A 13,216-nucleotide genomic window follows, 5' to 3' on the forward strand; every position below is an offset into this window, starting at 1 on the left:
TCAAAGGGAATTTTTAGTTACGGCATATCATTTAATGCATTTGGGTTTTTATTGATAAACATAGCATCACCATAGCTGAAAAAACGGTACTGTTTTTCAACAGCGTGAGCGTAAGCATTCATCGTATTTTTATAGCCGGCAAAAGCAGAAATCAACATTATCAAAGTAGATTCAGGTAAATGGAAATTAGTCACTAATGCATCAATCACTTTAAACGTTTTGCCCGGATAAAGGAAAATAGCAGTGTCAGAGAAAAATGGAGCGATTAATTTGCCCTCGGCTTCAGCTGCTTGAGCGGCACTTTCCACTGAGCGAACAGAGGTTGTTCCTACTGCAATCACACGTTTACCGTTGGCTTTGATGGCCAGTATTTTATCTACTACCTCTTGGCTTACCTCAGCATATTCTTCGTGCATTTTATGTGCCTCAATGGTATCAACACGCACCGGCTGGAAAGTACCAGCCCCTACGTGTAAAGTCACAAAGGCAATATCCACACCTTTCGCTTTTAGTTTTTCCAACATTGCATTATCAAAATGCAAGCCGGCAGTTGGAGCTGCAACCGCACCTAGCACTTTGCTATAAACAGTTTGATAGCGTTCTTGGTCGGCATCTTCATCGGGGCGGTCGATATAAGGTGGCAGCGGCATATGGCCTGCTTGCTGTAATAAGTCAAATAGTGGGGTTTCCGCACGAAATTCCAGCTCAAATAACGTATCGTGGCGGGCTACCATAGTAGCGATAAAGCCTTTTCCTTCGCCTAATTTGTCTTCACCAAAAATCAGCTCAGCGCCTTCTTTCGGGGCTTTTGAGGCTTTAACGTGAGCTAAACAACGATGTTCATCTAACACGCGTTCTACTAAGGCCTCTACTTTACCTCCACTCGGTTTACGCCCATATAAACGAGCCGGAATCACGCGGGTATTGTTAAAAATCAATAAATCGCCAGCGTTGATATGGTTGTACAAATCCGTAAATTGCTGATCGGCAAATTCTCCTGTTTCTCCGTTTAAATGCAACAAACGGCTTGCCGAGCGTTCAGCAGTCGGGTAGCGAGCAATCAGCTCATCGGGCAAATCAAAATGAAAGTCTGAAACTAACACGGTTATTCTATCTCTTTAAAATCATAAAAACGGCGGTGATGATAGCATAAAAAACGGCACAGGTCAGGAGTCTGTGCCATTCTTAAAAGAGGACTTGCAAAGTTTTGCTCAATTTTGACCGCTTGTTTTTAGCTTTTTAATCGCCCAATCTAGCCCCGAATTAAAATCTTCAGTTAAATTTGGGCGGAGTTGTTCAAGTAAGTCAATTAGCACTTTTTTATCGGGGTGAGTGAGGTTGATGTGCCCTACTTTTCTACCGGCTCGGACTTCTTTACCATACCAATGCAATTGTGCAAAAGGTAAGCTTAGCCATTGGTTGGAATGTTCAATGCCGATTAAATTCACCATCACACTTGGCGCAATCTGTTGTAATGGCGGAGTCGGTAAATCAAGCAATGCACGTAAATGTAGCTCGAATTGGCTGATTGCACAGCCGAGTTGAGTCCAATGACCGCTGTTATGCACACGAGGAGCAAGTTCGTTAATTAACAGTTTATCGCCTACAATAAAACATTCCATTGCCATCACACCGATATAATCCAGCTCCTGCATTACCGCACCGAGCATTTGTTCAGCTTGTTGTTGGTAAATGGCTTGATTTGGTAAATTCACATCAGAGACCGAATAACGCAAAATGCCGTTTTGCTGTAAGTTGTGAGAAATCGGGTAGAAATGGGTTGAGCCGTCACGAAATCTTGCCCCAACTACTGAAATTTCACCATCAAAAGGGATAAATTTTTCCGCAATCACTTCGCCGAATAAATCTGGGGTGATTTGGTTAACGGATTCTTGTGTCACAATCCATTGCCCACGTCCGTCATAACCGCCGGAACGGCGTTTTACTACCACCTTTTCACCGATATTTTGGAAAATCTGTTGCCATTGTTCGGCACTTTCTACTAATTGCCATGGGGAGGTGGCTAAATCAAGTTGGTCGAGTAGTGATTTTTGTGTGAAGCGGTCTGCCAAGCGCCCAAACACGGATAAATTCACAAAATTTTTGTGATTGCCGAGTAGATTTGTTAAAGGAGTATCCGCCCAGCGCTCAATTTCTGCGGTAATAATGCTATTTGGCTCGATATCAAAAACAGGAGCATCGAAAGCAAGTGGCTTAACTTCAATATCCAGTGGAGCACCTGCATAGCGTAACATTCTGCCAAGTTGACCGTTACCTAACACATAAATTGGGGGGTAAATGGTACTTTTTTGCATATTTATTGTTCTCGAAAAATTAAAAGTAGTCAGATAATGGTTTGTTGAGTTTTTGATTCAGTAATACCATTAACTTGATACGGGCTTTTTGTCCGCTTAATCCTTTGGTAAAAATTACGCCTTTTTGTTTTAGCTGCTTTCCACCACCGACATAATCATACACATCTTGGGTAATACCATTGAATGCGCGGGAAACTATCACAACAGGAATTTTAGCTTTTAATAGTGCTTCAAGACCATCTAGGCAGCTTGGGGGAAGATTACCGGCCCCTAAGGCTTCGATAACCACACCATCGCAACAGCTTTTTGCGAGCTGTTCGAGTAAAAAACTATCCATGCCTGCGTATGCTTTAAGTAGCTGTACGTTATTTTTAGTTAGCGTTTCAATTGGGAAGCGCTCGTAAGCGGTCAGTTTTTGGAAAAAAATGACTGAATTTTTGCTGACTAAACCGCAAGGTCCAAACGTTGGTGTTTGGAATGTCGCTACATTGGTCGTATGAGTTTTTGTCACAAATTTAGCATGATGGATTTCATCATTCATCACAACTAAAACCCCTTTGTTCTTGCTTTCTTCATTTAATGCAACCAAAATTGCACTTTGTAGGTTGATTAAACCATCTGAGCCTAGCTCGTTACTTGAACGCATAGCTCCAGTAATGACAATAGGAACATTTACACTTAGGGCTAAATCTAGAAAATAAGAAGTTTCTTCTAAGGTGTCTGTGCCGTGTGTAATGACAATAGCATCCATATTTTCTTGTAAAACGGCTTCTTCAATACGCTGTTTTAAAAGCTGCCAATGTTTAATATTTATATGCGGAGAAGGCACATTAAATAAGGATTCTTGGCTTAATTTTGCCGGATGATTTAAACGTTCTAGCGAGGCTAATAAAGGATTTTCTGTAGAAGGGGCGACTTTTCCATCTTTTCCTTCTTGCATTGAGATTGTTCCACCGGTGTGGATTATTAATAATTTTTTGGACATTTCTATTTATTCAATTCGAGGATCTGGATTATCTAATATAAGCTGTGTTTGTGTTTTGCGAAATATATTTAATTTTTCTGCAACTTCTGGGTTAAACATTGCTAAAATTTGTGCAGCCAATAAAGCTGCATTTGCCGCACCGGAAGGGCCAATTGCGAGAGTGCCAACCGGAATGCCTTTGGGCATTTGTACAATAGAGTAGAGACTATCTATACCACTTAGCATCGAACTTTTTACCGGCACACCTAATACAGGCACAATGGTTTTCGCTGCAATCATACCGGGTAAGTGGGCTGCGCCCCCTGCACCTGCAATGATCACTTTATAGCCATTAGACTGCGCCGTTTCTGCGAAAGAAAATAGTTTATCAGGAGTGCGGTGAGCAGATACCACCTCAACATGGTAGGCTAAACCGAATTGGTCTAAAATTTGTGTTGCTTCAGACATGGTTGCCCAATCACTTTTAGATCCCATCACAATTGCAATTTCAGCTTTTTTTGACATTCTAAATCCTTATCTTGGTAATGTAAAACAACATAATAATAGCACACAAAGCAAACGTTTGCTTTAGCGTTTGTAGAAATAAGGCAAATTTTAGGACTGTTATCTGTTGGTTAAAATATGATATAATTGGCAACCATTTTACTTTTTTAACTTAATCATCGGAGATATAAATGACGAGTAGTATAAACAAACGTTCAGTAATGACTCTTTTTTCAGATAAACAGGATATTTATAGCCACCAAGTGCGTATTGTATTGGCAGAAAAAGGAGTTCCTTATGAAATTGAGAACGTTATGCTAGGTAGTATTTCTGAAGATCTCTTAGAGTTAAATCCTTATGGTAATATTCCAACATTAGTGGATCGTGAATTAGTCTTATTTAATCCACGTATCATTATGGAATATTTAGATGAGCGTTTTCCGCATCCGCCATTAATGCCTGTTTACCCGGTTTCCCGCGGGCAATGTCGCTTAAATATGTACCGTATTGAGCAAGATTGGTATGCACAAATTGATATTGTAAATAAAGCTCCTGAATCGGCAGAAGGCAAAAAAGCCTTAGCTCAATTAAAAGAAGATATTTTAGCACTTTCACCTATTTTTGCCGCAAAACCTTATTTTATGAGTGATGATTTCAGCCTTGTGGATTGCTATATCGCTCCATTATTGTGGCGTATGCAGATATTAGGCGTGAAATTTAGCGGTGCAACAGCCAAGCCGATTAATGCCTATATGACTCGTGTTTTCCAACGTGATAGCTTTATTCAATCTGTGGGTGGTGAAGCACCTAAACATTTAATGGACGATAAAGATTAATGAAACCGTTAAGACCTTATCTTTATAATGCCTACTATAACTGGATTATTGATAACGATAACACACCTTATCTTTTAGTTAATACCGAATATCCGGATGTAGATGTGCCAACTGAATTTATCAAAGACGGTAAAATTATTTTAAATATTTCACCACGTTCAATTGGTCAATACATTGTAGCAGAGGAGTATATTAGTTTTGGGGCTCGTTTTCAGGGAATGTTGCGCGATATTTACATTCCGTTTGGAGCCATGGAAGCAATTTATGCTCAAGAAACAGGTGATGGTGTAATGTTTCAAGATGAAGAATACTACGTTAAAGAAGCGGCGTATCAGACGCGTACAGAACAGCAACAGAAAGTCAAAACAAAGAAATCAACATTAAAATTAGTTAAATAATTTATTAAATATAGTTCATACAAGCGGTTAAATTTATATGGTTTTTTGCAAAACTCATTCAAAATTTAACCGCTTGTTTGTTTTTAAAGCAAATTTGCTGAAATTCCTCTTGCACTATTGCTTGAAATTGCTTATCTTGATCTTAATATGTACTATCACAATAGTACAATAAGTCAAATTTAGGAGAATGCTATGAAATTTCGTAAAACTGTATTGGTTACACTGTTAAGCTCTATCTCAGTAGCTGCTTTTAGCCAAGATAAAATTCACAATGTTGCAATTACTGCTATTGTTGAGCATCCTGCATTAGATTCAATTCGCAAAGGTGTTGTTGAGGAACTGGCTCGCGAAGGCTTTGTTGAAGGCAAAAATATTAAAATAGACTATCAATCTGCTCAAGGCAGTACTGCAACCGCGGCACAAATTGCGAGAAAGTTTGTTGGTGATAAAGCGGATATCATTATTCCAATTACCACCCCTTCAGCACAGCCTGTTGTTGCAGCAACACGCTCTATTCCAATTGTATTCTCAGGTGTGACCGATCCTGTAGCGGCAAAATTAGTGAAATCTTGGGAGCCGAGCGGCACTAACGTAACCGGTATTTCGGACCATAAGCCAATCACACCACAAGTTAAGTTAATTAAAACTTTGGTACCGGAGTTAAAAGCGGTTGGGTATGTTTATAGTGCAGGTGAGGTTAATTCTGCTATTGTATTAGAAGAGTTAAAAGAAGAAGCGAAAAAACAAGGAATCAACGTAGTGCCCGTCGCTGTTCAACGTAGTGCAGATATTGGTACAGCAGCACGTAGCTTAAATGGCAAAGTACAAGCAATTTATATTTCTGAAGATAATGCCGTAGTTTCTGCTTATGAAGCACTACATAAAGCCGCTTTAGAAGCCAAAATTCCTGTGATTGCAGCAGATCGTGACACTGTACAGCGTGGTGCGATTGCTGCTTATGCAGTAAACCAATATGATATTGGTGTTGCAACAGGGAAAAGTGCTGCTCGTGTACTAAAAGGGGAAAAAGCAGGTACAATTCCAACACAAGAAGTGAGTCAGCTAGAGCTTTCAATTAATACTAAAACAGCAAAAGAATTAGGGATTATGGTATCTGGAACTTTATTAAAAGAGGCAAAAGAAAAGTTCTAAATATAAGCATAAATAGTTTGTTTTATATAAACAAATGTTGTAAAGTTATTTCTCACTTTCAATTTTAAGGAGTATATCATGGAATGGATCGCAGCAATTATTGTAGGTGCTATTATTGGTTGGTTAGCATCAATTGTCATGAAAAGTGACGGTAGGCTTTGCAAAAATATTATCGTCGGTATTGTCGGCTCATCTTTAGGTCGTTGGTTATTCGGCGATTTATTAGGCATCGGATCTGCATACCGTGCCGGTGAGTTTAATATTGTTGGTATCTTCTTTGGTGTATTAGGTGCCGCACTTTTAATTTTTATTTTGAGAAAATTAAAAATTTTTGACTAATTAAAGAATCTTTAAAATAAGCAGTTATGAATATAACTGCTTATTTTTATTTATATATACTCTTTTTGTTCTTGCATAAGTTGAGAGAAGAAATCGATCAAGATTCGTACTTTCGGCGAAAGATAACGACGGTTTGGATAAAGTAAGCTGATTTGTAAAGAGTCTTGCTCTAAAAATAACATAATTGGTATTAATTCTGCATTTTTAAGCTCTTCTTTTATCAAAAATTTGGGGATATTAATAATACCCAATCCTGCCTTTGCCATTTGTACTAATGCATGACCATTGTTACTATGAATTTTGCCTTTGGGCTTAATATTTATTTTTTGCCCTTGCTGGGTAAAATGCCATTGCTGGTGATATTCATAAAGTAAACAGTCTCTTTTACTTAATTCTTCCAGAGATTGAGGCTCACCATATTGAGACAGATAATCAGGAGAGGCAACTAACATCAAATGAGAATCTGCAATTTTTTTTGCTACAATAGAGCTGTCAGACAAGCTACCAATACGCAATACCAAATCGAAACCTTCAGCAATTACATCTACTCGACGATCACTAAATTCAATATGAAGCTCTAAATTTGGATAATCTTCCATAAATTTACCTAGGTAAGGAGCAATAAAGCGAGAACCGAAATCCATTGGCACAGACATGGTAATTTTCCCTTGAAGGGTAGAGCTAATATTACTTACATTTGCCTCTGCTTCTTTAAGTTCATTTAAAATAGGTAAACAGTGCTGATAATAGAGCAAGCCGGCTTCAGTTGGGGTAATTTTTCGCGTGGTTCGCTGAAGCAAACGGACATTAAGGTGCTCTTCCAATTGTGCAACTAATTTACTTGCCATTGGTAGTGATATTTGTGCTTGTTGGGCTGCTTGTGTAAAACTTTGGGTCTCAATGACTTTACAAAATAAACTGATTGCGTTTAGTTTATCCATTTTCTCTCTTCTTTATATTGTAATTTTTTCTAAGGCTTGCTATCGTAAAAATAGTATATGAAAAAATCGGCTTTAAAAGAAATAATTTCATATAATTTTAAATAATTATTAAAAATCAGGTAATAAAACATGGGAAAATCACTTGTTATTGTGGAGTCTCCGGCTAAGGCAAAAAAAATTAATCAATATCTAGGCAGTAACTATGTTGTGAAATCAAGTGTGGGACATATTCGCGATCTACCGAAAAGCGGTACTGATGAAAAGGCAGAAAAAGCGAAACCGATTTCAACTAAAGGGATGAGCGTAGAAGAAAAGGCTAAAGTTAAAGCAGAAAAAGAACGTACTGCATTAGTTAAACGTATGGGGATTGATCCTTATAATGGTTGGAAAGCTAATTATCAAATTATGCCAGACAAGGAAAAGGTCGTCTCAGAACTCAAATCTTTAGCTAAAAAAGCAGACCATATCTATTTAGCAACCGACTTGGATAGAGAAGGGGAAGCGATTGCTTGGCATTTACGTGAAATTATTGGGGGTGATGATAGTCGTTTTAGTCGCGTGGTATTTAACGAAATTACTAAAGATGCCATAAAAAAAGCATTTGAAGATCCACAACCACTTAATATCGACCGTGTCAATTCACAGCAAACCCGTCGTTTTTTAGACAGAGTCGTCGGCTTTATGGTTTCGCCATTATTATGGAAAAAAGTAGCAAGGGGTCTATCTGCAGGGCGAGTTCAATCTGTTGCAGTTAAATTATTGGTTGAACGTGAGCGTGAAATTAAAGCTTTCCAAAGTGAAGAGTTTTGGACGATTGCTGCCAATACGCAAATTAATCGCAAAAAATTACCGCTTGAATTAACATCTTATAAAGGCAAAAAGTTTGCTGCTAAAAACGAAGATGAGGCTAAGATTGCCGTTTGTGATTTAGAGCAAAGTGAATTTATTGTTTCTAATATTGAAGCAAAAGAAACCAGTTCTCGTGCTTCTGCACCATTCATTACATCAACGTTACAGCGTACTGCAAGTACACGTTTAGGCTTTGGTGTAAAGAAAACCATGATGTTGGCACAACGCTTATATGAGGCAGGTTACATTACCTATATGCGTACCGATTCAACTAATCTAAGCCGTGAAGCATTAGCGATGGCTCGTGGTTATGTTGAAAGCGAATTCGGAGCAAATTATTTGCCGGAAAAACCGAATATGTATCGTAGTAAAGATAATGCTCAAGAGGCTCACGAGGCGATTCGCCCATCTGATGTGAATGTAAAAATGTCAGATTTAAAAGGAATGGATAAAGATGCCGAGCGTTTATACGATTTAATTTGGCGTCGCTTCTTAGCTTGTCAAATGTTGCCGGCACGTTATGATTCAACCTCTTTAACCGTGACTGCAGGAGATTATGAGTTAAAAGCCAGTGGACGGGTAATGCGTTTTGACGGTTGGACTCGTGTATTGCCAGTACAAGGTAAAAATCCGGAAGATCAGGAATTACCGCAGGTAGAGTTACATCATAAATTGAAATTAGATGAAGTTATTCCGAGCCAGCATTTTACCAAGCCACCGGCACGATTTAATGAAGCCTCTTTAGTCGCAGAATTAGAAGAACGAAAAATTGGTCGTCCATCTACCTATGCTTCCATTATTTCTACTATTCAAGAACGCGGTTACGTAAGAACGGAAAATAAGCGTTTCTATGTAGAAAAAATTGGTGAAGTGGTGACCGATCGCCTAAATGAATCCTTCAAAGATTTAATGAATTATGACTTCACCGCTAATATGGAAGAAGTGCTTGACCAAATTGCAGGAGGTCATAAAAACTGGAAGGAGGAATTAAATGCTTTCTTCAAAGATTTCTCGCAGGAGTTGACCCAAGCAGAGCTTGATGAACTTGAAGGTGGAATGAAGCCAAACAGCATTGTGCCAACAGAGATTGATTGCCCAACTTGTGGAAGAAAAATGGCTATTCGAACTGCATCAACCGGTGTCTTTTTAGGCTGTACCGGCTATGCATTGCCGCCAAAAGAGCGTTGTAAGACCACAATGAATCTGATCCCTGAAGCGGAGCTTTTAAATGTACTGGATTCAGAGTCTGAAACAAAAGCTTTAATGGCTCGTAAGCGTTGTCCGAAGTGTGATTCAGCGATGGATAGCTATGTCATTGATGCTGAGCGAAAATTACATATTTGTGGTAACAACCCAAATTGTGATGGCTATATTGTTGAACAAGGCTCCTTTAAAATTAAAGGTTATGAAGGCCCTGTAGTGGAATGCGACAAATGCGGAGCAGATATGCACCTAAAATTAGGTCGTTTCGGAAAATATATGGGCTGTACAAGCTGTGATAACACCCGCAAAATACTCAAAAACGGGGAGGTTGCACCACCTAAGGAAGACCCTATCGCCTTTCCTGAACTTAAATGTGAAAAAGCAGATGCCTATTTTGTTTTACGCGATGGAGCAAGTGGTGTTTTTATGTCAGCACATAATTTCCCGAAAGTGAGAGAGAGCCGGGCGCCTAAAGTGGCAGAATTAGCATTATATCGTGATCGTCTACCGGAAAAATTGCAGTATCTTGCCGATGCTCCACAACAAGATCCGGAAGGAAATGAGGCTATTATCCGCTTTAGTCGTAAAGAGAAGCGTCAATATGTTACTTCAGAGAAAAACGGTAAAGCAACTAAATGGATTATGGATTACCTTGATAGAAAATGGGTAGAGCGGACTAAATAATCCATAGTTAACAAGCGGTTAAATTTCATCATTATTTTGCAAAAAATACGAGGAATTTAACCGCTTGTTTCTGTGTTATGGACATAAGAATCATTCTATTAACTTATCAATCGCTTTACTTAATTTATTACGATCATGGCGATAGGTAATGTCATCCGCTGATAGATTCTCCCGAAGTACACAAATATGAGGGGGTAGCTGAGATTGTTCATCATCGGTTGTGATAACAGCATTAATTCGCTGCTTACCGATACAGCTCTCAATCCATTCAATTCGCTGTTTAAGAGATAATGCGCCTGCCGGGCCGTGTTCCTGTCCAATATTATCAATAAAAATCACTTTAGCTTTACTTTCGGAAATAGTTTGGGCTATTTCGGGCACTAGCAAGTTTGGCATAATACTGGTAAAAAAGCTTCCGGGTCCGAGTAAGATTAATTCAGAAGCATAAATTGCAGATACTGCTTCAGGGGTAGCTAAAACGGCCTTATCTAAATGTAAACTGCAAGGAGTTTCTTCTAAGGCATCTATTTCTACTTCACCAAAGATTGACTCGCCGGAGTGGAGCTTTGCGATTAGATGGACGGGAATTTCAGACATTGGAATAAGCTGAGAACGCACATGCAGTAGATCTCGAACCAAATTGATACCTTCAAGCGGTCTAATCTGCATATTTTCAAGTGCAGTCAAAATTAAATTGCCTAGATTATGCCCCTTTAGCTCTCCGCTGCCTGCAAAACGATATTCAAACAGATTAGAAGCAACAGTCGGTTTGACAATAATTTGATTAAGGCAATTACGTAAATCTCCCCAAGCAATACCGCCTTGTTGTGAGCGAATACGTCCTGTTGAGCCACCATTATCTGTAGTTGCAACAATACCGGTAAGTCTTTCTTTTAAGAAAGATAGCGCTGATAATAAACGCCCAAGACCGTGTCCGCCCCCGAGGGCAACTACAGCACTAAGCTGATTTAGTTTTGAGTGTCGGGGAGGTTTATATTGAGTAGAATTTAATTTCGTATTTTCCATTGAACTGATTTCTTAAACTGAAGTTACCTCTGTATCATTAGATGGCAAAGCTTGGATAACAGCTTTAACTAATGTCGCTAAAGGAATGGCAAAAAATACCCCCCAAAATCCCCATAATCCACCAAAAATAAGTACAGCAATAATGATGGTGAGAGGATGAACATTGACCGCTTCAGAGAATAAAAACGGCACAAGTAAATTTCCATCTAATAATTGGCTAATAATAAAGGCCAACATAACATAGTAAAAATCAGGCGATAAACCAAATTGGAATAAAGCAACAAGAAAAACAGGAATACTAACTAAAACTGCCCCAATGTAAGGCACTAAAACTGAAATCCCTACAGCAACAGAAAGCAGCAGTGGATAACGCAATCCAAAGAAGAGAAAAATAATATAGGTTATAACACCTACAATAATAATTTCCAAAAACTTCCCATGAATATAGTTAGCGATTTGCTGCTGCATTTCAAACCAGACTCGTGTCGCTAAACGGCGATTTTCCGGTAGGATGCGGCTAAATGAACGCATTAAAACCAATTTATCTTTTAATAAGAAAAATACCATTAACGGCACTAAAAATGCATAAATCCCTAAACCGACCAAACTGATAATAGAATTAATTGAAAAGGTTAAAAGTGATTCTGCAATACCTAAAATATGGCTCTTAAATTTGCTTACGATAGAATCTAATGTCGCATAATCTACAAGTTCAGGGTAGTGCTCCGGCAAGGCTTGTAACCAAGCATTCAGTAAATTAAACATTGAAGGAAGATCTTGAATGAAGGTAACCGCTTGGTTCCATAAGCTAGGCAATAGCACTACGCCTAAAAAGGAGAGTAGGGCAATAAACCCTCCTAAAATTAAAATTACACAAAGCGTTCTTGGGAGTTTTAATCTGACCGTTAAAAAACGGATTGGCCATTCAAGTAAGTACGCAAATACGAGAGCAACCAACAGCGGCATTAATAAATCACTAAAAAAATAGATGATACCAAAGCCAATGAATAGAATACCAAGCAACACTACAATTTGTGGGTCAGTAAACCTTTTTTGGTACCAATCTTGTAACATTTGAAACATAGTATTGCCTTTTATTAACGAAGATAATATTCGCCTAGTTCACACTAGGCGAAAAGAGATTATTTTTGACTACAAATTGCAACAAATCCAAGATGTTTATCAGGATCGTTAAATGTTTTGTACATTCTATTAAAGATTTCCCTGTTTTCCGGCTTTAATGCATTGCCTACAATTTTCATTGCACCTAAAACGCCTTCATCATGAATCAAACCCTTAGGTGACAGTAAAGACATTTCTCCGGAAAATGTTTCTACATTACGGAAGCCGCAATGATGGAATAATTGTTTCCAATCCGCTTTACTGAGAGGCGTGACTGTCAAGCCAATTGCCTCACGTAATTCTGTTAAGACAGATTCTGCATCTTCTGCATCTAAAAGCAAATCATGAGTTAACAAAAAACCGTTTGGCTTTAAAACTCGAAAATATTCACGAATAGCCTTTTCTTTTGCTTCAATTGGAAGCATGGTTAACATTGCTTCATTGATAACAATATCAAAGCTTTCATCATCAAATGGTAATTTAGTCGCATTTGCACGTTGTACCTGCACTAAATGCTCAAGGTTATTTTCTTTGATGTTTTGATTCGCTTTTTCGAGTGCTTCTTCATCTAAATCAATTCCTATAATTTGGCACTCAAATTGCTTAGCTATCTGAATAGCTGTTGTCCCCATATTACAGGCGACCTCAAGCACTTTCTTTTCTTTATTAAAATCGCCGTTTGCAATTAGCCAGTCAGTTGCTAATTTACCACCCGGACGTAAACGCGTTTTGCCTAGACGCGCCAAAAAGTTATGACCAACTTCTTCTTTTTTCATAAAAACCTCTGAGGTTGTCAAGTTGTAAAAGGATTTATCCTTAATATTTAAGAATGATTCAAGAGTATGTTTACCTGCTAAAGATAATTTAGCAAAAAAGTGTCCTT

The 13,216-nt window shown here is 38.5% G+C and carries 13 protein-coding genes; 5 read left to right on the top strand and 8 right to left on the bottom strand.

Annotation, left to right across the window (positions count from 1 at the left end):
* Positions 1–17: 17 nt before the first annotated feature.
* The 4 genes from queA to purE form a co-directional block, all read right to left on the bottom strand.
* A complete protein-coding gene (gene queA, locus A6B41_RS05590) occupies positions 18–1,103 on the bottom strand; it encodes a tRNA preQ1(34) S-adenosylmethionine ribosyltransferase-isomerase QueA (RefSeq protein WP_027074612.1) in 1,086 nt (361 codons plus the stop codon).
* Between the two features lie 108 nt (positions 1,104–1,211).
* The gene (gene purK / locus A6B41_RS05595) at positions 1,212–2,315 is read right to left on the bottom strand and encodes a 5-(carboxyamino)imidazole ribonucleotide synthase (protein ID WP_027074611.1); all 1,104 of its coding nucleotides are present in this window, start codon (positions 2,313–2,315) and stop codon (positions 1,212–1,214) included.
* A gap of 19 nt (positions 2,316–2,334) precedes the next feature.
* Positions 2,335–3,300, bottom strand: coding sequence for an asparaginase (locus A6B41_RS05600; RefSeq protein ID WP_027074610.1), 966 nt, complete (start codon positions 3,298–3,300; stop codon positions 2,335–2,337).
* Between the two features lie 6 nt (positions 3,301–3,306).
* Complete coding sequence (gene purE, locus A6B41_RS05605; protein WP_027074609.1) at positions 3,307–3,804, bottom strand: 5-(carboxyamino)imidazole ribonucleotide mutase; 498 nt, start codon at positions 3,802–3,804, stop codon at positions 3,307–3,309.
* Between the two features lie 170 nt (positions 3,805–3,974).
* Between purE and sspA the strand changes: the two genes are divergently transcribed.
* From sspA to A6B41_RS05625, 4 genes are all read left to right on the top strand, one after another.
* On the top strand, positions 3,975–4,619 hold the full coding sequence (gene sspA, locus A6B41_RS05610; protein ID WP_027074608.1) for a stringent starvation protein SspA: 645 nt from the start codon (positions 3,975–3,977) through the stop codon (positions 4,617–4,619).
* Positions 4,619–5,017, top strand: coding sequence for a ClpXP protease specificity-enhancing factor (locus tag A6B41_RS05615; RefSeq protein ID WP_027074607.1), 399 nt, complete (start codon positions 4,619–4,621; stop codon positions 5,015–5,017). The genes sspA and A6B41_RS05615 overlap by 1 nt, the downstream gene beginning before the upstream one ends.
* A gap of 192 nt (positions 5,018–5,209) precedes the next feature.
* Positions 5,210–6,169, top strand: coding sequence for an ABC transporter substrate-binding protein (locus A6B41_RS05620; RefSeq protein WP_027074606.1), 960 nt, complete (start codon positions 5,210–5,212; stop codon positions 6,167–6,169).
* Positions 6,170–6,247: 78 nt separating this feature from the next.
* The gene (locus A6B41_RS05625; RefSeq protein ID WP_027074605.1) at positions 6,248–6,508 is read left to right on the top strand and encodes a GlsB/YeaQ/YmgE family stress response membrane protein; all 261 of its coding nucleotides are present in this window, start codon (positions 6,248–6,250) and stop codon (positions 6,506–6,508) included.
* A gap of 50 nt (positions 6,509–6,558) precedes the next feature.
* On the opposite strand, the gene A6B41_RS05630 is transcribed toward A6B41_RS05625, so the two are convergent.
* On the bottom strand, positions 6,559–7,449 hold the full coding sequence (locus A6B41_RS05630) for a LysR family transcriptional regulator (RefSeq protein WP_027074604.1): 891 nt from the start codon (positions 7,447–7,449) through the stop codon (positions 6,559–6,561).
* A gap of 129 nt (positions 7,450–7,578) precedes the next feature.
* On the opposite strand from A6B41_RS05630, the gene topA reads away from it, so the two are divergent.
* Positions 7,579–10,185, top strand: a complete 2,607-nt coding sequence (gene topA, locus A6B41_RS05635; protein ID WP_027074603.1) for a type I DNA topoisomerase — start codon at positions 7,579–7,581, stop codon at positions 10,183–10,185.
* Positions 10,186–10,275: 90 nt separating this feature from the next.
* Here the strand turns inward: topA and A6B41_RS05640 are convergent, their stop codons facing one another.
* The 3 genes from A6B41_RS05640 to A6B41_RS05650 are packed head-to-tail and all read right to left on the bottom strand — an operon-like array spanning position 10,276 to position 13,109.
* A complete protein-coding gene (locus A6B41_RS05640) occupies positions 10,276–11,211 on the bottom strand; it encodes a gluconeogenesis factor YvcK family protein (RefSeq protein ID WP_027074602.1) in 936 nt (311 codons plus the stop codon).
* Positions 11,212–11,223: 12 nt separating this feature from the next.
* The gene (locus A6B41_RS05645) at positions 11,224–12,294 is read right to left on the bottom strand and encodes an AI-2E family transporter (protein WP_027074601.1); all 1,071 of its coding nucleotides are present in this window, start codon (positions 12,292–12,294) and stop codon (positions 11,224–11,226) included.
* Positions 12,295–12,353: 59 nt separating this feature from the next.
* On the bottom strand, positions 12,354–13,109 hold the full coding sequence (locus tag A6B41_RS05650) for a class I SAM-dependent methyltransferase (protein ID WP_027074600.1): 756 nt from the start codon (positions 13,107–13,109) through the stop codon (positions 12,354–12,356).
* Between the last annotated feature and the right edge of the window lie 107 nt (positions 13,110–13,216).

Origin of the sequence: Mannheimia granulomatis (assembly GCF_013377255.1) — a bacterium.
Taxonomy (GTDB): domain Bacteria; phylum Pseudomonadota; class Gammaproteobacteria; order Enterobacterales; family Pasteurellaceae; genus Mannheimia; species Mannheimia granulomatis.

Bases quoted from the DNA above. Each gene is read 5' to 3' on its own strand.
- purK (WP_027074611.1), bottom strand. From the start codon at position 2,315: ATGCAAAAAAGTACCATTTACCCCCCAATTTATGTGTTAGGTAACGGT.
- A6B41_RS05600 (WP_027074610.1), bottom strand. From the start codon at position 3,300: ATGTCCAAAAAATTATTAATAATCCACACCGGTGGAACAATCTCAATG.
- purE (WP_027074609.1), bottom strand. From the start codon at position 3,804: ATGTCAAAAAAAGCTGAAATTGCAATTGTGATGGGATCTAAAAGTGAT.
- sspA (WP_027074608.1), top strand. From the start codon at position 3,975: ATGACGAGTAGTATAAACAAACGTTCAGTAATGACTCTTTTTTCAGAT.
- A6B41_RS05615 (WP_027074607.1), top strand. From the start codon at position 4,619: ATGAAACCGTTAAGACCTTATCTTTATAATGCCTACTATAACTGGATT.
- A6B41_RS05620 (WP_027074606.1), top strand. From the start codon at position 5,210: ATGAAATTTCGTAAAACTGTATTGGTTACACTGTTAAGCTCTATCTCA.
- A6B41_RS05625 (WP_027074605.1), top strand. From the start codon at position 6,248: ATGGAATGGATCGCAGCAATTATTGTAGGTGCTATTATTGGTTGGTTA.
- A6B41_RS05630 (WP_027074604.1), bottom strand. From the start codon at position 7,449: ATGGATAAACTAAACGCAATCAGTTTATTTTGTAAAGTCATTGAGACC.
- topA (WP_027074603.1), top strand. From the start codon at position 7,579: ATGGGAAAATCACTTGTTATTGTGGAGTCTCCGGCTAAGGCAAAAAAA.
- A6B41_RS05640 (WP_027074602.1), bottom strand. From the start codon at position 11,211: ATGGAAAATACGAAATTAAATTCTACTCAATATAAACCTCCCCGACAC.
- A6B41_RS05645 (WP_027074601.1), bottom strand. From the start codon at position 12,294: ATGTTTCAAATGTTACAAGATTGGTACCAAAAAAGGTTTACTGACCCA.
- A6B41_RS05650 (WP_027074600.1), bottom strand. From the start codon at position 13,109: ATGAAAAAAGAAGAAGTTGGTCATAACTTTTTGGCGCGTCTAGGCAAA.